The sequence below is a fragment of the Paractinoplanes toevensis genome (genome assembly GCF_018332695.1).
GTDB lineage: Bacteria > Actinomycetota > Actinomycetes > Mycobacteriales > Micromonosporaceae > Actinoplanes > Actinoplanes toevensis.
This window is the reverse complement of record NZ_BOQN01000090.1, coordinates 24,462-44,986: the sequence shown is the minus strand read 5'-3', so window position 1 is coordinate 44,986 and position 20,525 is coordinate 24,462. Positions and strand designations below refer to the sequence as shown.

General features: G+C 71.0%; 24 protein-coding genes. 13 read left to right on the top strand and 11 right to left on the bottom strand.

Annotation, left to right across the window (positions count from 1 at the left end):
* Positions 1–20 precede the first annotated feature (20 nt).
* A complete protein-coding gene (locus Ato02nite_RS35070; protein ID WP_213010974.1) occupies positions 21–878 on the top strand; it encodes an NAD(P)-dependent oxidoreductase in 858 nt (285 codons plus the stop codon).
* Here Ato02nite_RS35070 and Ato02nite_RS35065 read toward each other — a convergent pair.
* Genes Ato02nite_RS35065 through Ato02nite_RS35055 form a run of 3 tightly spaced genes read right to left on the bottom strand, consistent with a single transcriptional unit; the run spans position 844 to position 2,635 of the window.
* Complete coding sequence (locus tag Ato02nite_RS35065) at positions 844–2,004, bottom strand: MFS transporter (protein WP_246607838.1); 1,161 nt, start codon at positions 2,002–2,004, stop codon at positions 844–846. The two genes, Ato02nite_RS35070 and Ato02nite_RS35065, sit on opposite strands and share 35 nt — an antisense overlap.
* A gap of 55 nt (positions 2,005–2,059) precedes the next feature.
* Positions 2,060–2,224, bottom strand: a complete 165-nt coding sequence (locus Ato02nite_RS35060) for a hypothetical protein (RefSeq protein WP_213010973.1) — start codon at positions 2,222–2,224, stop codon at positions 2,060–2,062.
* A 33-nt stretch (positions 2,225–2,257) separates the two neighbouring features.
* Entirely contained in the window at positions 2,258–2,635 is a 378-nt protein-coding gene (locus Ato02nite_RS35055; protein WP_213010972.1) for a PIN domain-containing protein, read from the bottom strand.
* A 102-nt stretch (positions 2,636–2,737) separates the two neighbouring features.
* On the opposite strand from Ato02nite_RS35055, the gene Ato02nite_RS35050 reads away from it, so the two are divergent.
* The gene (locus Ato02nite_RS35050; RefSeq protein ID WP_213010971.1) at positions 2,738–5,242 is read left to right on the top strand and encodes an ATP-dependent Clp protease ATP-binding subunit; all 2,505 of its coding nucleotides are present in this window, start codon (positions 2,738–2,740) and stop codon (positions 5,240–5,242) included.
* Between the two features lie 18 nt (positions 5,243–5,260).
* Here the strand turns inward: Ato02nite_RS35050 and Ato02nite_RS35045 are convergent, their stop codons facing one another.
* On the bottom strand, positions 5,261–6,256 hold the full coding sequence (locus tag Ato02nite_RS35045) for a LysR family transcriptional regulator (RefSeq protein WP_213010970.1): 996 nt from the start codon (positions 6,254–6,256) through the stop codon (positions 5,261–5,263).
* Between the two features lie 100 nt (positions 6,257–6,356).
* Positions 6,357–6,938 carry a hemerythrin domain-containing protein gene (locus Ato02nite_RS35040; protein ID WP_307854152.1) on the bottom strand — a complete coding sequence of 194 codons (582 nt, stop codon included), beginning with the start codon at positions 6,936–6,938 and terminating at the stop codon, positions 6,357–6,359.
* Positions 6,939–6,992: 54 nt separating this feature from the next.
* Here Ato02nite_RS35040 and Ato02nite_RS35035 point away from each other — a divergent pair, with 54 nt between their 5' ends.
* Positions 6,993–8,300 carry a M20/M25/M40 family metallo-hydrolase gene (locus Ato02nite_RS35035; RefSeq protein WP_213010969.1) on the top strand — a complete coding sequence of 436 codons (1,308 nt, stop codon included), beginning with the start codon at positions 6,993–6,995 and terminating at the stop codon, positions 8,298–8,300.
* A gap of 31 nt (positions 8,301–8,331) precedes the next feature.
* Complete coding sequence (locus Ato02nite_RS35030) at positions 8,332–9,003, top strand: hypothetical protein (RefSeq protein ID WP_213010968.1); 672 nt, start codon at positions 8,332–8,334, stop codon at positions 9,001–9,003.
* On the opposite strand, the gene Ato02nite_RS35025 is transcribed toward Ato02nite_RS35030, so the two are convergent.
* Positions 9,004–9,195 carry a DUF5703 family protein gene (locus tag Ato02nite_RS35025; RefSeq protein ID WP_213010967.1) on the bottom strand — a complete coding sequence of 64 codons (192 nt, stop codon included), beginning with the start codon at positions 9,193–9,195 and terminating at the stop codon, positions 9,004–9,006.
* Between the two features lie 34 nt (positions 9,196–9,229).
* Positions 9,230–10,225 (bottom strand): aldo/keto reductase, encoded by a 996-nt coding sequence (locus tag Ato02nite_RS35020; protein ID WP_213010966.1) that lies wholly within the window; start codon positions 10,223–10,225, stop codon positions 9,230–9,232.
* Between the two features lie 132 nt (positions 10,226–10,357).
* Here Ato02nite_RS35020 and Ato02nite_RS35015 point away from each other — a divergent pair, with 132 nt between their 5' ends.
* The 9 genes from Ato02nite_RS35015 (at position 10,358) to Ato02nite_RS34970 (ending at position 17,415) form a co-directional block, all read left to right on the top strand.
* Positions 10,358–11,410, top strand: coding sequence for an LLM class F420-dependent oxidoreductase (locus Ato02nite_RS35015; RefSeq protein WP_213010965.1), 1,053 nt, complete (start codon positions 10,358–10,360; stop codon positions 11,408–11,410).
* Positions 11,410–12,093, top strand: coding sequence for a histidine phosphatase family protein (locus Ato02nite_RS35010; protein WP_213010964.1), 684 nt, complete (start codon positions 11,410–11,412; stop codon positions 12,091–12,093). Before Ato02nite_RS35015 ends, Ato02nite_RS35010 begins: the two co-directional genes overlap by 1 nt.
* 96 nt (positions 12,094–12,189) lie before the next feature.
* Positions 12,190–12,795, top strand: a complete 606-nt coding sequence (locus Ato02nite_RS35005; RefSeq protein ID WP_213010963.1) for a DUF3090 domain-containing protein — start codon at positions 12,190–12,192, stop codon at positions 12,793–12,795.
* Positions 12,792–13,589 (top strand): SCO1664 family protein, encoded by a 798-nt coding sequence (locus Ato02nite_RS35000; RefSeq protein WP_213010962.1) that lies wholly within the window; start codon positions 12,792–12,794, stop codon positions 13,587–13,589. The genes Ato02nite_RS35005 and Ato02nite_RS35000 overlap by 4 nt, the downstream gene beginning before the upstream one ends.
* Before the next feature lie 256 nt (positions 13,590–13,845).
* Positions 13,846–14,415 carry a DEAD/DEAH box helicase family protein gene (locus tag Ato02nite_RS34995; protein ID WP_213010961.1) on the top strand — a complete coding sequence of 190 codons (570 nt, stop codon included), beginning with the start codon at positions 13,846–13,848 and terminating at the stop codon, positions 14,413–14,415.
* Positions 14,416–14,474: 59 nt separating this feature from the next.
* On the top strand, positions 14,475–15,713 hold the full coding sequence (mshC, locus tag Ato02nite_RS34990; RefSeq protein WP_213010960.1) for a cysteine--1-D-myo-inosityl 2-amino-2-deoxy-alpha-D-glucopyranoside ligase: 1,239 nt from the start codon (positions 14,475–14,477) through the stop codon (positions 15,711–15,713).
* A 13-nt stretch (positions 15,714–15,726) separates the two neighbouring features.
* Positions 15,727–16,002 (top strand): hypothetical protein, encoded by a 276-nt coding sequence (locus tag Ato02nite_RS34985; protein WP_213010959.1) that lies wholly within the window; start codon positions 15,727–15,729, stop codon positions 16,000–16,002.
* 529 nt (positions 16,003–16,531) lie between these two features.
* A complete protein-coding gene (locus Ato02nite_RS34975; RefSeq protein WP_213010958.1) occupies positions 16,532–16,771 on the top strand; it encodes a hypothetical protein in 240 nt (79 codons plus the stop codon).
* 116 nt (positions 16,772–16,887) lie between these two features.
* Positions 16,888–17,415: an NUDIX hydrolase gene (locus tag Ato02nite_RS34970; protein WP_246607836.1), complete on the top strand. Its 528-nt coding sequence runs from the start codon at positions 16,888–16,890 to the stop codon at positions 17,413–17,415.
* A 28-nt stretch (positions 17,416–17,443) separates the two neighbouring features.
* On the opposite strand, the gene Ato02nite_RS34965 is transcribed toward Ato02nite_RS34970, so the two are convergent.
* From Ato02nite_RS34965 to hpt, 4 genes are all read right to left on the bottom strand, one after another.
* Positions 17,444–18,235, bottom strand: a complete 792-nt coding sequence (locus Ato02nite_RS34965) for a GntR family transcriptional regulator (protein WP_213010956.1) — start codon at positions 18,233–18,235, stop codon at positions 17,444–17,446.
* 54 nt (positions 18,236–18,289) lie between these two features.
* Positions 18,290–18,886 carry a cadmium resistance transporter gene (locus Ato02nite_RS34960; protein WP_213010955.1) on the bottom strand — a complete coding sequence of 199 codons (597 nt, stop codon included), beginning with the start codon at positions 18,884–18,886 and terminating at the stop codon, positions 18,290–18,292.
* 28 nt (positions 18,887–18,914) lie between these two features.
* Positions 18,915–19,784, bottom strand: a complete 870-nt coding sequence (locus tag Ato02nite_RS34955) for a PAC2 family protein (RefSeq protein ID WP_213010954.1) — start codon at positions 19,782–19,784, stop codon at positions 18,915–18,917.
* 84 nt (positions 19,785–19,868) lie between these two features.
* Positions 19,869–20,420 carry a hypoxanthine phosphoribosyltransferase gene (gene hpt, locus Ato02nite_RS34950; RefSeq protein WP_213010953.1) on the bottom strand — a complete coding sequence of 184 codons (552 nt, stop codon included), beginning with the start codon at positions 20,418–20,420 and terminating at the stop codon, positions 19,869–19,871.
* Between the last annotated feature and the right edge of the window lie 105 nt (positions 20,421–20,525).

Here is a 20,525-nt window from a genome sequence, read left to right as displayed (position 1 = left end):
GCCGGGGATAGGTTCCTCGGATGACGGTCATCGGGTTGGTCGGGGCGGGGCACATGGGGTCGGGGCTGGGGTGGGCTCTGCGGGCCGGCGGGCATGACGTGGTCACCTCGACGGCGGGCCGATCGGAGCGGACGGCGCGCCTGGTCGCGGAGGCGGGCCTGCGGGTCGTTGCCCGCCCGGCCGACGTGCTGGCGGAGGCGGACGTGATCCTGGTGATCACGCCGCCCGGGGCCGCACTGGCCGCGGCCGCCGACATCGCCGCCGATCCGGGCGTCGCCGTGCGGCCGGGGAACGTCCGGCCGATCGTGGCCGACCTGAACGCCGTCGCCCCGGGCACCGCCGTCGCGGTGGCCGAGGTAGTCACCGCGGCCGGCTTCGACTTCGTGGACGGTTCCATCTCGGGCCCGCCGCCGACCGTACGACCCGGAGCGAAGATCTATCTCGCCGGTCCCCGCGCCGCGGAGGTCGCGGACCTGCGGTGGACGCACGCCGTACCGAAGGTGGTCTCCGACCGGATCGGTGCCGCGAGCGCGGTGAAGATGTCCACGGCCTCGGTCTACAAGGGTTTGATGGGCCTGATGACGCAGGCGATCCGGGCAGCGTCGGCGCACGACGTCCTGGCCCCGGTCATGGCCGACCTGGGCGAGAGCTTCGGCACCCCGTACGAGGTGGCCCTCGCCTCGACCAAGGCCCACCGCTACGTCGCCGAGATGCGGGAGATCGCGCAGTCCCAGGCGGCGGCCGGGCTCACGCCGGAGCTTTTCGAGGCGTTCGCCGCGGTCTGGGCCGACGTCGCCGCCCGGCCGCTCGCGGACGACCGGCCGGAGACGCTGCCGCGCGGCATCACCGCCGGCCAGGTGGCCGACGGCCTGCGGTGACGGCCATCGCGGCGATGGCCAGGAGGCCGGCGATCGGGGCGAAGGCGAAGCCGGTGCGGATCGAGGCGTCGGTCAGCGGGCCGGCCAGGGCGGCGCCGGTGGCGCTGCCGACGGTGAAGGCGGTGAAGATCCAGGCGAACGCCTCGACCGCGGTGCCGGGCGGAGCCAGCCGGTCGGCGGCGAGGAACGCGGCGGTCAGCAGCGGCGGCAGGCCGAAGCCGCTCACGAACTGCAGCAGGTACATCGGGCCGGGGGCCGGGACCAGCAGCAGCGGCAGGTAGGCCACGGTGAAGCAGGCCGCCAGCAGGGGAAGCCGGCGCAGTGAGCCGGGCTTGGCCCGGGTGTAGAGCAGGCCGCTGACCAGGGCACCCAGCGCCTGGCAGGCCAGCAGCCAGCCGGTCAGGCCGCGGTCGCCGGCGGATTCGGCGTAGCCGGTGAGGACGACCGGGATGCTGCCCACCGCGGCGCCGACGCAGGCGATGCCCAGCACCAGGGTGGCCAGGCGGGGGACGCGCAGCGGGCCGGCCCAGTGCCGGTGGGCCGGTTGGCCGCGCCAGCGGCGGGTGGCGGGGGCGGCCACGAAGGCGGCCACCCCGGCGAGCTGGAGGACGGCCGCGACGATCAGCGCGGCCGCCGGGCCGGCGGCCGCCACGGCGGCCAGGGTCACCAGCGGGCCGACCACGAAGATCACCTCTTGCAGGGCGATGTCCAGGGCGTACGCGGCGGTGACGTGGGCCGCCGGCACCAGGTCCGGCCAGAGCGCCCGCAGGCAGGCCTCCAGCGGAGGGGTGCCCATGCCGGCCAGGGCGGCCCCGGCGAGCAGCGGCGCCGGACGGCCGTCGCTGAGGGCGGCGATCAGGTAGCCGATGGCGGACAGTGACGCCGAGCCGTAGAGGACCGGCGGCTGGCGCCAGCGGTCGATGCCGCGGGCCAGCAGCGGGGCGGTGACGGCCATGCCGGCGGTGAAGACGGCCACCACGATGCCGGCCACGGCGAGGCTGACCGACTGGCGGGCGAACAGCAGCAGGGCGAGGGGCGCGGCCGCGGTGGGCAGCCGGCCCACCTGGCTGGCGATCAGGACGAGCGGCACCTGGGGCGCGCGCAGGACGGCGGAGGCAGCGGGCATGACATCGCTCCCGGCGATGAGCAGGAAAGGGGGACGCGCTGAATCGGGTCAGCGGTCAGGGAGCGAAGTCGGCCCGGTCGTGGTCATTGCCGTAGAGCGGAAGATCAGGCGTGACCCACCGGGCGAGCATCAGCATCGCCGCCGCCGACACGCGGCGGCCCCACGGCGGCTGGTGGCAGGTCACGCCGGGCGGAGGCGCGGAGTCTGCCGGGGTGGTCACCGGGACAGCCTAGAGGTGGCGAAGGTGATGCGGCTAACGCCGGGGCACCGACGACGGGCCGCGCACCTCGGCGCCGAGTGCCTGGACGCGGTCGCGCAGACCCCGGTCGGCGGTGACGACGACGATCTGGCGGCCGGCTTCACGGCGTACCAGATCAACGATGGCATCGTCGCCGGAGTGCGTCGCCCTCTCGAGGGTGACCCCGTTGCCGGCTTGCGGGATTTCCCTGGCCCTGCCCTCGACGACCAGGGTGACCTCGATCGGGCCGGGCAGGCCGGGCAGGCCCTCGTCGATGATCGCCGACAAGCGGTCGCGCAGCCGGATCGCGGCGCCGGCGCGGTCCTTCCACCAGCCGTCGGGGACGGATCCGACGACGTTGGCACCGTCGACGACCACCAGAGGTACGGTCATGAAGTTGAGCGTACCTCTGTCAAGTTCTGGGAATTATCCGGTTGGCTCCGGCGCTGACTCGGGAGCAATAAGGTCAGGACGTACCAGGAGAGAAGAAGACTTATGAGCATCGGACCGATCGGGCCGGGTGGCCCGGACAACTGGGACGACCTGTTCTCGCGCTTCTTCGGGGCGGCGGAGCCGCGCCGGCAGCAGCGCATCGACATCACGAAGTACATGAGCGGCGACGCTCGTGAGGTGCTGTCCGCAGCCGCCCGCCGTGCCGCCGAACTCGCCGACCCGGACCGTGGCATCGCCGACCTGGACACCGACCACCTGCTGTGGGGTGCACTCCAGCAGGACGGGATCAAGCAGACCGTGCGCCGGGCGGGCGCCGACCCCGAGTCGCTGCTCGCCGCGCTGGGCCGCCCGGCCGGAGTCCGCGAGACGCCGACCGAGCAGGTCGCGCTCACCCCCCAGGCCAAGCGGGCACTGCTGGACAGCCTGCAGATCTCCCGGGCGCTCGGCTCCTCCTACATCGGGCCGGAGCACATCCTGATGGCGCTCGGCCTCAACCCGGACTCGGCGGCCGGCCGATTGCTGGCCGGCAAGCTCGACCCGCAGGCCCTGCAGGGCGGCGAGCCGCAGCCCACGGCCCGCCCTTCGTCAACCGGCGGCGGCAAGACGCCGACGTTGGAGCAGTACGGCGTGGACCTCACCGAACTGGCCCGCCGCGGCGAGATCGACCCGGTGATCGGGCGCGCGGACGAGATCGAGCAGGCCGTGGAGATCCTGTCCCGGCGCACCAAGAACAACCCGGTGCTGATCGGCGAGGCCGGCGTCGGCAAGACCGCCGTCGTCGAGGGCCTGGCCCAGCGCATCGTGGACGGTGACGTGCCGCTGACCCTGGAGGGCAAGCGGGTCATCCAGCTCGACCTGGCCGGCCTGGTCGCGGGCACCCGCTACCGGGGCGACTTCGAGGAGCGGCTGCGCAAGGTCATCGACGAGATCCAGAACGAGGGGGACGGCCTGATCGTCTTCCTCGACGAGATCCACACCCTGGTGGGTGCGGGCGGTGGCGGCGGCGACGGTGGCGGCATGGACGCCTCCAACATGCTCAAGCCGGCTCTGGCCCGTGGCCAGCTGCGGGTGGTCGGCGCGACCACGCTCGACGAGTACCGCAAGTACATCGAGAAGGACGCGGCCCTCGCCCGGCGGTTCCAGCCGGTGCTGATCGGCGAGCCGAGTGTCGAGGACACCGTGGCGATCCTGCGCGGGCTGCGGGACAACTACGAGGCGCACCACCAGGTGCGGATCACCGACGCGGCGCTGGACGCGGCGGCGGAGCTGTCCGACCGCTATATCACCGACCGGTTCCTGCCGGACAAGGCGATCGACCTGATCGACCAGGCCGGCGCGCGGGTGCGGTTGCGGGTGAAGACCCCGTCGGCGGACACCCGGGAGGACGAGCGGCGGCTGGAGCAGCTGTCCCGCGACCGGGACCAGGCGGTGGCGGCGGAGAACTACGAGAAGGCCTCCGCGCTGCGTGACGAGATGAACGCCATTCGCGCCCGGCTCGAGTCGGTTTCGTCGGACAAGACCGGCATTCCGCAGGTCACCGACGCGGACATCGCCGAGGTGGTCTCCCGGGCCACCGGCATCCCGGTGTCGCAGCTCACCGAGGAGGAGCGGGATCGCCTGCTGCGCCTCGAGGGGCACCTGCACGACCGGGTGGTCGGCCAGGACGACGCCGTCGAGGCCGTCGCCGAGGCGGTGCGCCGCTCGCGCGCCGGGCTGGGCGACCCGGAACGGCCGGTGGGCAGCTTCCTGTTCCTCGGCCCGACCGGTGTCGGCAAGACCGAGCTGGCGCGGTCGCTCGCGGACGCGCTGTTCGGTGACTCGGACCGGATGATCCGGCTCGACATGAGCGAGTTCCAGGAGCGGCACACCGTGTCGCGGCTGGTCGGTGCCCCGCCCGGATACGTCGGCTACGACGAGGCCGGGCAGCTCACCGAGGCGGTCCGCCGCCGTCCGTACAGTGTGGTGCTGCTCGACGAGATCGAGAAGGCGCACCCGGACGTGTTCAACATCCTGCTTCAGGTGCTGGACGACGGGCGGCTGACCGACAGCCAGGGCCGGACGGTGTCCTTCAAGAACACCGTGCTGATCATGACGAGCAACATCGGCTCGGACATCATCAGCGGGACGCGGCGCAGTGTCGGCTTCGGGGCCGGATTCGACTCCGACAAGGCCGACGAGGAACTGCGCGACCGGCTCGACCGGCGGCTCAAGGAGCAGTTGCGGCCCGAGTTCATCAACCGGATCGACGAGATCATCGTCTTCCGGCAGCTGGAGACCGACCAGCTGCGGCAGATCACCGAGCTGATGCTGCAGGAGACCCGGCGCCGGCTGCACGCGCAGGACGTCACCCTGGAGATCAGCACGGAGGCCGTCGACTGGCTGGCCGACAAGGGCTTCCAGCCCGAGTTCGGGGCCCGGCCGCTACGCCGCACCATCCAGCGTGAACTGGACAACCGGCTGTCGAAGCTGCTGCTCAGCAATGAGCTGGCGGCCGGCCGCACGGTCAAGGTGGACGTCGCCGACGGCAGGTTGACGTTCGACGTCTGATTCGGATTCAGGCCCCGCTCAGCTCATGCTGAGCGGGGTCATGTTTTCCACGGAGCCGCCGCCCAGGTGCGGGTATTCCTTGGTCCACTCCACGTAGAGCGGATTGCGGGACACTACCTCCTGGTAGGCGGCGACCGCCATCTCGATCAGCTTGGGCGCGCTGCGGGCGGCCGGCGACTCCGGGTGCCAGCCGATCACCTGGCGCCAGCGCAGCGGCGCGGTGCGGATCGGCCGGGAGGTCAGGCCGGCCGGCGGCCGGAACGTCGGCTGGCACAGGCCGAGCGCGAGCCCGGATTCGACCATGTCGACACAGCCGCGCACGTCGGTCTCGAGGACCCGGCGCGGGGTGAAGCCGGAGCGGGCGCAGGCCGCCGCGAAGCACTCGGCGAAGCAGCCGTCGCCGGTGCTGCCCACCCACTGCTCGTGGGCCAGCTCGGCCAGGTCGACGTCGATCTGCTTGGTGCCGGGGTGGTCGTCGGGCATGAGCACACAGACCGCGTCGACCGCGACGGTCTGCCAGACCAGGCCGTAGTCGGCCGCGGGCATGGCGTCGCCGCACACTCCCACCTGGGCGTAGTCGAGTTTGCCGCCCTGCAGCATGGTGGCGAGTTCCTCGACGTAGTACGACGCGTGGGTGGTGATCTGCGCGTCGGGCTGGGCCATGGACAGCCGGTAGACCATGCCGCCCAGGATCGGGCCGCCGAGCGCGCCGATCCGGTATCGGCTCATGATCTCGCTGTCGGTCGCCCCGGCCAGCCGGGCCGCTTCGTCCTGCAGGCCTTTCATGGCAGGCAGAAGGACCCGGGCACGGGATAGTACGAGCTCGCCGAGCGCCGTGGGCCGCGCACCGCGGCGGTCACGCTCGAACAGGGGACCCCCGAGGGTGCGCTCGATGCGTTGCAGTTGCGCGGTCAAGGCCGGCTGGGCGAGCCCGAGCTGTGACGCAGCCTTGGTCACGCTGCCGGTTTCCGCGATGGCGCAGACCACCTTGAGATGCCGGAGCTCCAGGTTCATAGCGTGACGTTAGGACCTTCGAGACATCGAAGGCTAGCCCTCGGGCCTGCCGAAAGATCCTCCACATGTGACAAACCGGTTACAGAACCGGGCGGTAACATTACAAATCGCCAATGTACGTGGTCCGGCGAGTGGCGACATCGCGTAATTTGTCGACTACCGCGACGGCGGGATCGACAATTTTGTTCCACGGCGGCGCCGACGGCGTACCCGGGTGCGGGCGGGTCGGCGCGGCCTCCGCGGCCATCTCCACCCGGTTGCCGACCCGGATCAGATCCTCGACCGGGACCATCTGCATCAGAACCGGGAGCAGCTCCTCGGCGTCGGCGGCCACGTGCCGTCGCACCGCCTCGGCCACCTCGGCGGCGGCCGGCTCGCCCCGGTCCAGCCTCTTCAGCAGAACCAGCAGGGTGTGATCCTCGGCAAGCTCGCGGGCCGCGAGGTCCTCGCCGCCCGGCACCGCCTGCTTGATGGCGGGATAGAGGTACTGCTCCTCGGCCGACAGGTGCCGGGACAGCTCGGCGATCACGACGCCGGCCAGCCGCTTGTCGCCGGGCTCCGCCGCCAGACGCTCGCTGAGCGCGACCAGGTCGCGGTGCTGCTGGTTCAGGACGTCCACCACGTTGCGGCCGGTGGTCTCGCCGCCGACCGGCGGGAGCGGGGGAAGATTCAGTGCGGACACGGCACCGCCGGTACCCGACCGGATGATTTATCAAACTGCTGGTATGAAGGGCGGATGGAGACCAGCGCCGCCGCGGAGGTCACCGGCATCTGCCGTGACCTGCTGCGCATCGATACCACCAACACCGGCGACCCGGACACCACGGTCGGGGAACGCGTCGCCGCCGAATACGTGGCGGCGAAGCTCGACGAGGTGGGCATCAGTTCCGTCCTGCACGAGTCGGCGCCGAAACGGGCCAACCTGATCGCCCGCATCCCCGGCGCCGACCGCAGCCGGGGTGCCCTGCTCGTGCACGGCCACCTCGACGTGGTGCCGGCCGACGCGTCCGAGTGGTCGGTGCCGCCGTTCGCCGGTGAGGAGAAGGACGGCTTCCTGTGGGGCCGGGGCGCGATCGACATGAAGGACTTCGACGCCATGATGCTGGCCGTCGTCCGCGACTGGCAGCGCACCGGCTACGTCCCGCCCCGCGACATCGTGCTGGCCTTCACCGCCGATGAGGAGGCCGGCATGGAGTTCGGCTCGCAGTTCCTCGTCCGCAAGCACCGCGACCTGCTCGAGGACTGCACCGAGGCGGTCGGCGAGGTCGGCGGCTACTCCTACACGGTGAACGACAACCTCCGGCTCTACCTGGTGCAGACGGCCGAGAAAGGCCTCAACTGGCTGCGGCTGAACGCTACCGGCCGGCCCGGCCACGGCTCGTTCATCCACGACGACAACGCGGTCACCGCCCTGGCCGAGGCCGTCGCCGCGGTCGGCCGGCACCGCTTCCCGGTCGTCGTCACGCCCACCGTCCGGCGGTTCCTGCAGGAGGTCAGCGACGCGCTCGGCATCGACCTCGACCCGGACAACCCGGAGACGGCCGTCGCCAAGCTGGGCCCGATCGCCAACCTGATCGGCGCGACCATCCGGAACACCGCGAACCCGACCCGGCTCGAGGCCGGTTACAAGGACAACGTGATCCCCGGCAAGGCCTCCGCCACCATCGACTGCCGCACCCTGCCCGGGGAGGCCGAGTCGTTCCTGGCCGAGCTGCGCGAGATCATCGGGCCGGACATCGAGATCGAGCACATCCAGCAGCAGCCGGCGGTCGAGACCGAGTTCGGTGGTGCCCTGGTCGACGCCATGGGCGCGGCCCTGCGGGCCGAGGACCCGGGTGCCCGGACGGTGCCCTATCTGATGTCCGGCGGCACCGACGCGAAGGCGTTCGCGACCCTCGGGATCAACTGTTTCGGGTTCGCGCCGCTGCGCCTTCCCCCGGAGCTGAACTTCGCCGCGCTGTTCCATGGCATCGACGAGCGGGTTCCGGTGGAGGGACTAGAGTTCGGCGTGCGTGTGCTGGACCGTCTGCTCCGTAACAGCTGATTCTTCGTATTTTCCCGGAAGGACCCGATAGATGAGCGACCAGAACGCGGAACTCGACGCCGCCCTCGAGGCCGTCGTAGAGGCCGCCAAGGCGCATCTCGCGGCGGTCAAGGCGGCCGCGGGCCGCATCGACGACGACGCCGTCTGGCAGGCGTACGTCGACCTGAACAACGCGTCGTTCGCGTACGACGAGAAGCTGCTCGACGCCTTCGGTGAGGTCACGCCGTGGGACGTGGAGTCGATCGACCCCGACGAGGCCGACCAGCGGTTCGGCCTGGGCGTCGACGGGCTGGACGCGGCCGAGTCCGCCGACCCGTACCCGCAGGTGATCTCGGTGCGGCAGCGCCGCGACTACCGGGTGCCCAGCGTCGCCGCCCTGCTGCGGGTGGCCGACGCGGCCCGGCGCAACACGGTGCCGGAGGACGAGGACGCCGGCGCGGTCGAGTCGGTCGGCGAGGCCGTGCTGGAGCTGCTGCAGGCGGGGGACGGCTCACTGTCGTCGCTCGACGTTCCCGAGCTCGAGCCGCTCGACGGCCTGCTGACGGTGAGCGAGATCGCCGAGCCGCTCGACCTCGAGGCCTACGAGGACTCGGACGGCGACGGCCCGTTCGCTCCCCGGGAGGGTGACCTGCTGGTGGGCAGGCTCGACGAGCACCCCTTCCTCCCGGATGAGGAAGAGGACCACGCCGGGCACAACCACTAGTCAGTACGACAGTCCCGGCTGGGGGTTGGGCTGAACGCGGCGGCGGAGCACCACTTTCCGGCTGCCGTCCCGGAAGAGTTGCACCCGGGCCAGCTCCCAGCCGGAGAACTCCGCCTGGATGGCGAGCTGCGCCGCCGCGGTCAGGCGATCGACATTCGAAGGCAACCGTAGCGGCGCGTATTCGTAGTCCATGACGTCTAATATGCGCCCACGATCCACGGGTCGGCTAGTGCTCTCCGACGGGGTAGTCGGCGCCCGCACGCTCGGGATATCCGAGGTCGATGGCGGACACGTCGTCGAGCGCGCCGGCGATCTCCGCGGGCAGCGTCAGCTCCTCGCTCAGCAGCGCACCCTGCAGTTGCCCGGCGGTGCGGGCACCCAGGATCGGCGCGGCCACCCCCGGTCGATCACGCACCCAGGCGATCGCCACCTCGAGCGGGGACACGCCGAGCCCGGCGGCCGCCGTCACCACCGCCTGCACGATGCTGGAGCTGCGCGGTTCCAGGTAGGTGCGGACGAACGCGCCCAGGTGCTCGGTGGCGGCCCGCGAGTCGAGCGGCCGGCCGTTGCGGTATTTGCCGGTCAGCACGCCGCGGCCGAGCGGTGACCAGGCCAGCACCCCGAAGCCGAGGGCGGCCGAGGCCGGCAGCAACTCCCGCTCGATGCCGCGCTCCAGCAACGAGTACTCCATCTGGGAGGCGACGATCGGGGCCCGGCCGGGATAGGCGGACTGCCAGGTCGCGGCGCGCGCCGTCTGCCAGGCGGCGAAGTTGGACACGCCGACGTAGCGCACCCGGCCCGAGGAGACCGCGTGATCGAGCGCGGCGAGCGTCTCCTCCAGCGGAGTCATCGGGTCGAAGCCGTGCACCTGCCACAGGTCGACGTAGTCGGTGCCGAGCCGGCGCAGCGAGGTGTCGAGCGAGCGCAGCAGGTTGCCCCGGGAGCCGTCGCGGCGGCGGTAGCCGTGCGGGGTGAGACCGGCCTTGGTGGCGATCACCACCTCGTCCCGCGGCACCAGGTGGTCGAGCAGCGAGCCGATCACCGATTCGGCGTCGCCGTCCCCGTACACGTCGGCGGTGTCGATGGTGGTGCCACCGGCCTCCAGGTAGATCTTGAGCTGGGCGGCCGCGTCGTCGGGATCGGTGTCCCGTCCCCAGGTCATGGTGCCGAGGGCGAGCCGGGAGACCGCCAGCCCGCTTCGGCCGAGCGGTCGTTGTTGCACGAGTGAACCTTATTCGCACTGTGTCCGTAACGAAATGCTCCGGCCCAGGTCAACCGCGTCGGTTACCGGACGGAAACTACGGACGGTGGGTGGCTAGGCTCGCAGGGAGGATCAGCAAACCGGGAGGAACACGTGCGGCTCGGAATCAGCCTCGGTTATCAGGCGGCGTGGACGACGCCCGCCGATCATCTGGCGATGGCCCAGGAAGCGGACCGGCTCGGCTTCGCCGTTGCGTGGTCGGCCGAGGCGTACGGGTCGGACGCGGTCAGCATGCTCGCCTGGATGGCCGGCCAGACCCGGCAGATCGACCTCGGCGCGGCCGTCATGCAGATCCCGGCGCGCACCCCGGCGATGACCGCGATGACCGCGGCCACCATCGACGCCCTGTCCGGCGGCCGGTTCCGGCTCGGCCTGGGCGTCTCCGGCCCGCAGGTCTCCGAGGGCTGGCACGGGGTCCGGTTCGCCAAGCCGCTCGGCCGCACCAGGGAGTATGTGGAGATCGTCAAGAAGGCGATCGCCCGCGAGCCGGTGTCCTTCTCCGGCGAGCACTACACGCTGCCGCTGCCCGACGGGCCGGGCAAGGCGCTCAAGCTGGGCTTCCGCCCGCCGCGTACGGAAATCCCGATCTACCTGGCCGCGGTCGGCCCGAAGAACCTGGAGCTGGCCGGCGAGATCGCCGACGGCTGGCTGGCGATCTTCTTCGCGCCCGACGCCGCGGGGGAGTATCTGCAGCACATCGAGCGCGGGCGGGCCAAACGTGGCCTCGGCCTGACCGGTTTCGACGTGGCACCCACGGTCCCCGTCGTGATCGGCGACAACACCGCGTGGTGCGCCGACGTGGTGCGGCCCTACGCGGCGCTCTACGTCGGCGGCATGGGCAGCCGGGAGCAGAACTTCTACAACCAGCTCGCGGTCCGGATGGGTTACGCCGACGCCGCCCAGAAGGTGCAGGACCTCTACCTCAGCGGTCAGAAGGCGGAGGCGGCCGAGGCGATCCCGCAGGAGTTCATCGAGCGCACCTCGATCATCGGCAACAAGATCCAGGTCAAGGAACGGATCAAGCAGTACGCCGCGGCCGGGGTCGGCACGCTGTCGATCAGCCCCTACGTCGGCGATCTGAAGAGCGGCATCGACACCCTGCGCATCGTCGCGGAGGCGTACGAAGAGTCGGGCGTGACGGAATAGTGGCTACCGTCCTCCTGCTGCGCCACGGGCGTACGACCGCCAACGCCTCCGGCGAACTGGCCGGCCGGCGCCCGGTCGACCTCGACGAGACCGGCCGCCGTCAGGCGGCCCGGGCCGGCGAGCGGTTGAGTGTCCTGCCGCTGGCCGCCGTGGTGTCCAGCCCGCTGAAAAGATGTCGCAACACGGTCGAGCTGGCGCTTCCCGCGGCGGAGGTGATCGAGGACGACGGGTTGATCGAGTGCGGCTACGGCGACTGGGAAGGTCAGCAGCTCAAGGAGCTGTCGAAGGACCCGCTCTGGCCGGTGGTCCAGCAGCACCCCAGTGCCGTGACATTTCCCAACGGCGAGGCCATGTCGGAAATGTCGGCGCGAGCCGTCGCGACCATCCGGCGCTGGGACGCGAAGATCACCGCGGAGCACGGCGCGGAAGCCCTCTGGCTCGCCTGCTCGCACGGCGATGTGATCAAGGCCATCATCGCCGACGCCCTCGGCCTGCACCTCGACCAGTTCCAGCGCATCGCGGTCGACCCCGCCTCGATCAGCGTCATCCGCTACACGCCGGCGAGGCCGTTCGTCGTGCGGGTCAACGAGGGCGGTGACCTGGCTACCCTCGTACCCCCCAAAAGCGCGACCACCGACTCGGACGCCGCCGTCGGCGGGGGAGCCGCCAGCGGCGCTGTGTGACCGGCGTGTTACCCCAGGTGGGTGTCCGTTGCGCCCTCGGCGAACCGGGGCACGCAGGGTGCGCGATCCCGCGCGAGGGTCGATAGGGTTGTCCGCATGAGCCACCAGGTGCACTCGTTCGAGCCGCCCGAGCGGTTCGTGGCCGGGACGGTGGGCGAGCCGGGCGACCGGACGTTCTTCCTCCAGGCCCGCGGTGGCGGGCGGGTGATCAGCGTCGCGCTGGAAAAAGTGCAGGTGTCGCTCCTCGCCGAAAAGCTCGAGGAACTGCTGATCGAGGCCAACAAACGCTTCGGCGTCGACCTGCCCGACGCCCCGATCCTGGCCGGCCACGACAACGAGCCGCTCGACACCCCCGTCGACGAGGAGTTCCGGGTCGGCACGCTGGGCCTGGCCTTCGACGTCGACAGCGGCACCGTGGTCATCGAGGCGATCGAGGCCGGTGAGGCCGAGGTCGAGATCGAGCTGGGCGAGGACGTCCCCGACACCGACGATGACGACGACGACGATGATGACGAGGACGACGACGAGCCCGACGACGATCTCGACCGCCTGCGCGTCCGGCTGAGCCCCGAGGCGACCAGGGCGTTCATCGACCGGGCCCGCCGCGTCGTCGCCGCCGGCCGGCCGCCGTGCCCACTCTGCGGCCAGCCTCTCGACCCGGCCGGTCACCTCTGCCCCCGGCACAACGGTTACCACCGGTGACGCTCGCGGAGAGCGATGCCATCGAGCTGCTCAGCCGCGGGCAGATCGAGATCGAGGGCCGTCTGGTCGACGCCTCGAACACGACGCTGCGGGCCGAGATCACGCTGGACGGCCTGACCCGCCGCTGCGTCTACAAACCGGTCCGCGGCGAGCGCCCGCTGTGGGATTTCCCCGACGGCACGCTGGCCGGCCGCGAGGTCTCCGCGTTCCTGGTCTCCCAGGCCACAGGCTGGGACGTGGTGCCGCCGACCATCCTGCGTGACGGCCCGCTCGGCCCCGGCGCCCTCCAGCTCTGGATCGACGAGCCCGACGACGCCGAGTCCCTGATCGGTTTCGTCCCGGCCTACGACGTGCCGCCGGGCTGGCTGCCGGTGGCGAACGCCCGCGACGACGACGGCGACGCGTACGCCCTGGCCCACGCCGACGACCCACGCCTGGCCCGCCTGGCGGTCTTCGACTCGATCATCAACAACGCCGACCGCAAGGGCGGCCACGTCCTCTACCCCGCGACCGGCACGATCCACGGCGTCGACCACGGCGTGAGCTTCCACATCGAGAACAAGCTGCGCACGGTCCTCTGGGGCTGGACCGGCAAGTCCCTGATCGGCGAGGCCGGCGAGGTTCTGGCCAAACTGGCCGCCGAGCTCGACGGCTCCCTCGGCGAAAGCCTGGAGCAACACCTGACGGTCACCGAGGTCCAGCACGTCCGCCTGCGCGTGCGCCGCCTGCAACGCTCCGGCCGTTTCCCCAAACCCCCACAGGATTGGCCGGCCATTCCCTGGCCTCCGGTCTAAATCTTCGAGTACGGCGTGGCTCGATCCCGCCTCTGGATGGCCGGCTGCGTGCAGCTCGCCCTCCGCGCCCCGCCGCCGGGCGGGCCCGGCCCCCGAAACCGTCCGACGCCGGCCTTTCGCCTTTCGCCGCCGGCTTTGCGTCCCGCCGGCTTCGCGTCTCGCCGGCTTCGCGTCTCGCCGGCTTTGCCTCCTGCCGGGCGGATCTGCGCCCGAAAACCGTGCGCGGTCGCCCGTCCCTCGCCGTTACCCTTCCCGCGTGCCCGCACCGACGTTGCTGTTCATCCTCGGCCCACCCGCCGTCGGCAAGATGGCGGTGGGTCATGAGATCGCTTCGCGCACCGGGTTTCCGCTGTTCCACAACCACATGGCGATCGAGCCGGTGCTGCGTTTCTTCGAGTTCGGCAGCCCGCCCTTCGCCCGCCTGGTCGAGGGTTTCCGCAGCGCCCTGTTCGAGGAGGTGGCGGCGAGCGACCTGCCCGGCATGATCTTCACCTACGTGTGGGCGTTCGACCTGCCGTCCTGCGACGAGTCGGTCGACCGGTACGCGACGGCGTTCCGGGCTCGTGACGGCCGCGTCCTCTACGTCGAGCTGGAGGCCACCCAGGAGGAGCGGCTGCGCCGCAACGAGCACGAGTGGCGCCTGGCCGAGAAGCCGTCGAAGCGGGACGTGGCCACCTCCCGCGACCTGCTCCTGGCCCTGGACGCCGACCACCGGCTGAACTCGATCGATGAGTTCGCCGGAAACCCCGATTACCTCCGCGTGGACAATACGGATTTGTCGCCCGCAGCCGTCGCCGAACTGGTGATCGCACACTTCGGTTTGTGACAGTGAGGTAAACCTCACGGCCGCCGTTTCTGTCATACCGGCTCGATAGGCTTCTGACCATGGACGCATGGACCGGGCACGACGTGCCGACTCTGCCGGGTGACGCGGCGCCGCCGCGGCTGTTCGACACGGCCCGGCAGGCGGTGGAGCCGACCACGCCCGGCAAGACCGCGACGATGTATGTCTGCGGCATCACCCCCTACGACGCCACCCATCTGGGTCACGCCGCCACCATGATCACGTTCGACCTGGTCAACCGGGCGTGGCGAGACGCCGGTCTCGCCGTCAATTACGTGCAGAACGTGACCGACATCGACGACCCGCTGCTGGAGCGAGCGGCCCGCGACGGTGAGGACTGGATCGTCCTGGCCATGCGCGAGACGGCCCTGTTCCGCGAAGACATGGAAGCCCTGCGCATCATCCCGCCGGCGCACTACGTCGGGGCGGTCGAGTCGATCCCCGCCATCGCGGGGCACGTGCGCGAGTTGCTGGCGTCCGGCGCGGCCTACACCCTCGACGACGGCACCGGCGACGTCTACTTCGCGATCGCCGCGGCCCCGCGCTTCGGCTACGAGTCGAACCTGTCCCGCGACGACATGACGGTCCTGTCCGCGGAGCGCGGCGGCGACCCGGAGCGCCCCGGCAAGCGCGACCCGCTCGACCCCCTGCTGTGGCGCGGCGCCCGCGACGGCGAGCCCGCCTGGGACGGCGGCGACCTGGGCCCGGGCCGCCCCGGCTGGCACATCGAGTGCGCGACGATCGCCCTGGGCCTGCTGGGCGACACCATCGACGTCCAGGGCGGCGGCAACGACCTGCTCTACCCCCACCACGAGTGCTCGGCGGCGCACGCCGAGGTGCTGACCGGCGCCGAGCCCTTCGCCGGCCACTACGTGCACGCCGGCATGATCGGCCTGGACGGTGAGAAGATGTCGAAGTCCAAGGGCAACCTGGTCTTCGTGTCCCGCCTGCGAGGCGACGGGGTGGACCCGATGGCAGTGCGCCTGGGCCTGCTGGCCGACCACTACCGCTCCGACCGGGAGTGGACCGACGACGTCCTGAAAACCGGCCAGGAGCGCCTGGCCCGCTGGCGAGCAGCGGCCGCGGCCCCCACCGGCCCGTCCGGCGAGGGCTTGCTGGCAGCAGTCCGCGAGTGCCTGTCCAACGACCTGGACGCCCCCGCCGCCCTGGCGGTGGTAGACGCGTGGTGCGAGGCGGCCCTGACCGCCGTGGGCGACGACGAGTCCTCCCCAGCCACGATGTCCCGCACGGTCGACGCCCTCCTGGGCATCCGCCTCTGACCCTTCGTTCAGCATGTTCCAGTCCGCCTGCCCGGGCTGCACGACGCACCGCGCGGTCGCCGACACCGGGCACGTCGGCGAGCTCTGTGGCATGTGTGCGGCCGGGCGGACCTGGGAGTCGTTGTCGCCGGAGGCCCAGCACGCGATTGACGCGGCGACGCGCCGGGGTCCGATCGCCGGCCTTCTCGCGATGCGGGAGCTCACTCCGCCGATCCTGTTGCCGCACGCCGCCGATCTGCTTGCCCTCCGGAAGCGAGAGATCGCGAGGCCCGTCGGTCGCCACACCTAGCCAGGTCGCCCCGCCGACCGGCGCCGCCCGAGCGGACGGCAGCATGCCGGGCCCATACCCGTCGCCCTTCACCACCGCCATCACCTCGGCGCTGGTGCAGGCGCGCATCCCCAGGTGGTGGAGAACCGCAATCGCCGAGCGGATCACCTCCGGCGGCAAGAGCGTCGGGAGGGTCGCCGCCGCCGGCCGAATCACCCCAGCCCCGGGTCGGCATGAACGACCCAGACGCAACGGCTGATCCGAGTCTTCGGGTTACGTTCGCCGCTGTCCGGCGTGTCGCGTTCAGGCTGTGTGCGGAGGTTCGTCGTCGGCGTCGGTCTGCCCGGCGACAGCGTGACGGCAGCTTCACGACGATCTGAGATCTGCATAACCGCAGGTAGAAGGCGTGGCAAGTTAGCCCCTCCCGAGCACCTGCGCCGGGTTTTGCCGTAAAAACCCACCTTCGTCGGACTTTTTAGAAAACGGCCACATTTTTCGAGACGAACCGCCAGACTTTCTGTGGTCCTAATTTCGCTCGAAAGGAATTATCATGCGCCGTTCGGTTATGTTCCTGGCTGGCCTCGTCGTGGCCACCGGCGCGAGCCTCGCTCTCGCGGGACCCGCCGCCGCATCCTCCTCGGCCTCCGCCAGCTGCCCCGCGCTGTACAGCAGCGAGTACAACTACTTCTCCAACAACGGCAATGTCGACCAGGACGTCTCGCTCATCGGCGATGGCACCCTCAGCGGGCTCGGCTTCCTCTTCGGGAACGGCTCCAGCAGCTTCTGCTGATGATCAGCTGAAGGTCTGACAAAGGCCCGAGAAGCCGTACGGCTTCTCGGGCCTTTGTCGTGTTGTAAGACCGTGAGCCGGGGCCGGAATGGCATCATGGCTCGATGCTCGCTGGGGTGGGGATTGTTCAGAAGATCGTGACCGGCATCGAGCCGGGGGACACCCTGGAGGCCGAGCACCGGTCGCAGACGCTCGAGTGGCTCGCGTCCACCGACGACGTCTTCCGGCGGGTCAAGCCGGCCGAGCCCGATCAGCATCTGGTCTCGTACGTGGTTCCGGTCGACGCCGACGGCAACGTCCTGCTGGTCGACCACATCAACGCCGGCCTGTGGCTGCCGCCGGGCGGCCACGTCGAGCCGGGGGAGGACCCGCACGACACCGCCGTCCGCGAGGTGGCCGAGGAGCTGGGGCTGACCGCCACGCCGGACGAGGCGCCGCTCTTCCTGACCGTCACCCGGACCGTCGGCATCGACTCGGGGCACACCGACGTCAGCCTCTGGTACGTCCTCCACTGTGACCGGAACCAGCCGCTGACTCCGGACCGCGGCGAGTTCCACCGGGTCCGCTGGTGGTCGCCGGCCGAGATCGAGCCGGCGCGCTGCGACCCGCACTTTCCCCGGTTCCTCCGCAAGCTCCGCGGGTGAGCGGCCCCGGAACCCTACGAAACAGGCACTAGGTCAGGGCGAGGCCCGGCCCCGGGTCGGGGGTCGGCACGGGGGCCGGGATCCGGTATTCCTCGGTGAGCGTGGTCATCGGGCCGGGCCAGGTCGCCTGGGCGACCTCGATGGGCTTGCGGGTTTCGTCGAAGGCGACGTGCAGCAGGTGCAGCACCGGCGTGTCCGGGCGGATCTGCAGGATCTCGGCCTCGTCGCGGCTGGGCTGGCGGGCGCTGATCGTGTCGGTGGCCGACGCGTACCGTTTGCCCAGCGCTTCCTCGGCCTCCTGGTAGAGCGGGCGCCCGAAGGCCTCGGCCCGTTCGAGCGAGGTGCCGGACGTCTCGGCCACCCGGAACCAGGAAGCGCCCAGCTCGACGGTCGCGTCGTCGGTGCGCACGATGTGCCGGCGGACCAGCATCTCGGTGCCGTCGCGCACCCCGAACGCGTCGGCGACCTCGGCCGGCGCCGGTTCCCGGCCGACCGTCACCAGTTGCTGCCGGTAGCGGGCGGCGAGATCGGCGTGGTAGCCGCGGTGGGCGCCGTAACGGCCGCGGGAGAGCCGGTTGAGCCGGCGGCGGGTGCCCCGGACGTACGTCCCGGAGCCGGGCTTGGTGATCAGGATGCCCTCGACGCGCAGCTGGTCGACGGTGCGCTGCACGGTCTGCTTGGCCACGCCGAACATCTCGGCCATCGCCGGGATGGACGGCAGCCGCTCACCGGGCTGCCAGTCCCCGCGGCGGATGCGCTCCCGCAGCTGCGAGGCGATCTGCCGGTGGGGGAACTCCGCCGCCCCTGGATTGATCGTCATGCCGACCTCCTGACCCCTAGGTTCCTAGGATGCCTCCGGCGGCTGTGAGCCACGCTACGACACGCCGAAAGCGCCGCCCTCGATGAGGATGAGCAGACCGATGCCGATCAGCACCACCGGCAGCAGCACGTGTCCCCATCGGCCGAGCGCCCGCGCGATCAGCGGCCGGGTGGCGAAGTATCGGCCGGCGGCGACCCACAGGGCGACCAGGACGAGGAAGACGGCGACGTAGACGGTCATGCCGCCGGCTCCGGCGGTGGCGAAGACCGGCACGTACACGCCGATGTTGTCGCCGCCGTTGGCGAAGGTCACGGTGGCGACCTCGAGGATCCGCGGGGCGCCGTTCCGGCTCTCCTCCTCCTCGTGGTCGTCACGATGCCGCCAGGCCTGCACGGCGGCCTTGATGCCGAGGATCAACGGCAGCAGACCGAGGTACGGGATGAAGCGCTCCGGCAGGAGGGTGGCCCCGAACGCGGCGGCGCCGGCGACCGCGACGATCCCGGTGAAGCCGAGGTACTGGCCGAGCGTGATGTTCCGGGTGGTCCGGCGGTGGCCGGCGCCCTGGGCGAAGAACAGGGCGAGGATCAGGATGTCGTCGATGTTGGTGACGGCGAACAGGCCGGCGGCCTGGCCGATGACGCCCGGGTTCACCGGCGGGCGCCATCGGGCCGGGGCGCGGTTACCAGGAGCCGGCGGTGGGGCCGGCCGAGCCGCCGCGGCGACGCAGGTACTTCTCGAACTCGCTGGCGATCTCGTCGCCGGTCAGCGGCTGGATGCCCTCGTCGCCGACGCGCTCCTCGAGCTCGCGAACGTATTCACCGAGCTCGGCGTCCTGCTCGGCGGCCACCCGGACCCGCTTCTCCCACTCGTCGGCCTCCTCGGCCAGGTCGGCCATCGGGACCGGCAGGTCGAGGACGTCCTCCAGGCGGCTCAGCAGGGCGAGGGTCGCCTTCGGGCAGGGCGGGTTGTTGGCGTAGTGCGGGACGTGCACCCAGAACGACAGCGCTTCCAGGTCGGCCCGCCCGGCCGCCTCGTGCAGGACGCCGACGATGCCGGTGGGCCCGTCGTAGCGGGTCGGCACCACCTTGTACTTGTCGGCGATGTTGTTGTCGCTCGCCGAGCCGCTGATCGGCAGGGGGCGGGTGTAGGGCACGTCGGCGAGCAGGGCGCCCAGCAGCACGATGCGGGTGACCTCCAGGCTGTGGCACAGCTCGAGGACCTGCTCGCAGAAGGTGCGCCAGCGCATGCTCGGCTCGATGCCGCGGATCAGCACCACGTCGCGGTCGGCGCCCTCGGGGCTGGCGACCGTGAAACGGGTGGTCGGCCATTCGATCTTCCGGGTCTCGCCCTCGGCCATCGTGATGGTGGGGCGGCTCACCTGGAAGTCGTAGAAGTCCTCCGGGTCGATCGTGGAGATCTCCCGGGCCTGCCACACCTGCTCGAGGTGTTCCACGGCCGCGGTGGAAGCATCCGCAGCATCGTTCCAGCCCTCGAAGGCAGCGATGGCCACAGGGGAGCGAAGCAGCGGTAGGCCGTCGAACTCAGTCATAGGTGACAGCCTACGTGCGGTGCGTGTGCGGCACTCGGTGGCCGCGCCGCGCGCGGCGCTCAGCCCCCGCCGCAGAGAGCCGCGTCACAGGGTCAGTTGCGGGGCCAGAATCGCCGCGCAGCGTAGATTGCGGTATTTGCCCTGATAGTCCAGGCCGTACCCGACGATCAGCCCCGGGCCGACGTCGAAACCGACGTGCGTGGGAGTGTCGGCGAAGCGGGCCGTGTCGGGCTTGCGGAGCAGCGCACAGACCGCGATCGATCGGGGTGAGCGCTGGGCCAGATTGCTGAGCATCCAGGCCATGGTGAGGCCGGTGTCGATGACGCCATCTACGATGATCACGTCGCGACCGGTTATGTCCACCTCGAGGTCCTTCAGAAGGCGGACCGAGCCGGAGGCACGGTTGCGGGTGCTGTACGACTTGAGCGCCATCCAGGCGATCTCCACCGGAGCCGGGTAGGCGCGGGCCAGATCGACCGTGAAGGTGGCGGCACCACCCAGCACGCCGATCATCACGGGAACCGTGCCGGCGTAGCGTTCGTGCAGCTCAGCGGCGAGCGCGTCGACTCGCGCCAGGATCTGCTCCTCGGTGAGCAGTACCGTTTCGAGATCGCCCGTTACGTGGTCGGCGTCCATCGTGTGCCTCCCGAAGGCCGACATCGTGCCGCGACCGAAGGCCGCCCCAAGATCCTGCCACGGCGGGGCAAACGTGGCTTCCGTCCGTCGTTATAGTTCCGGTAA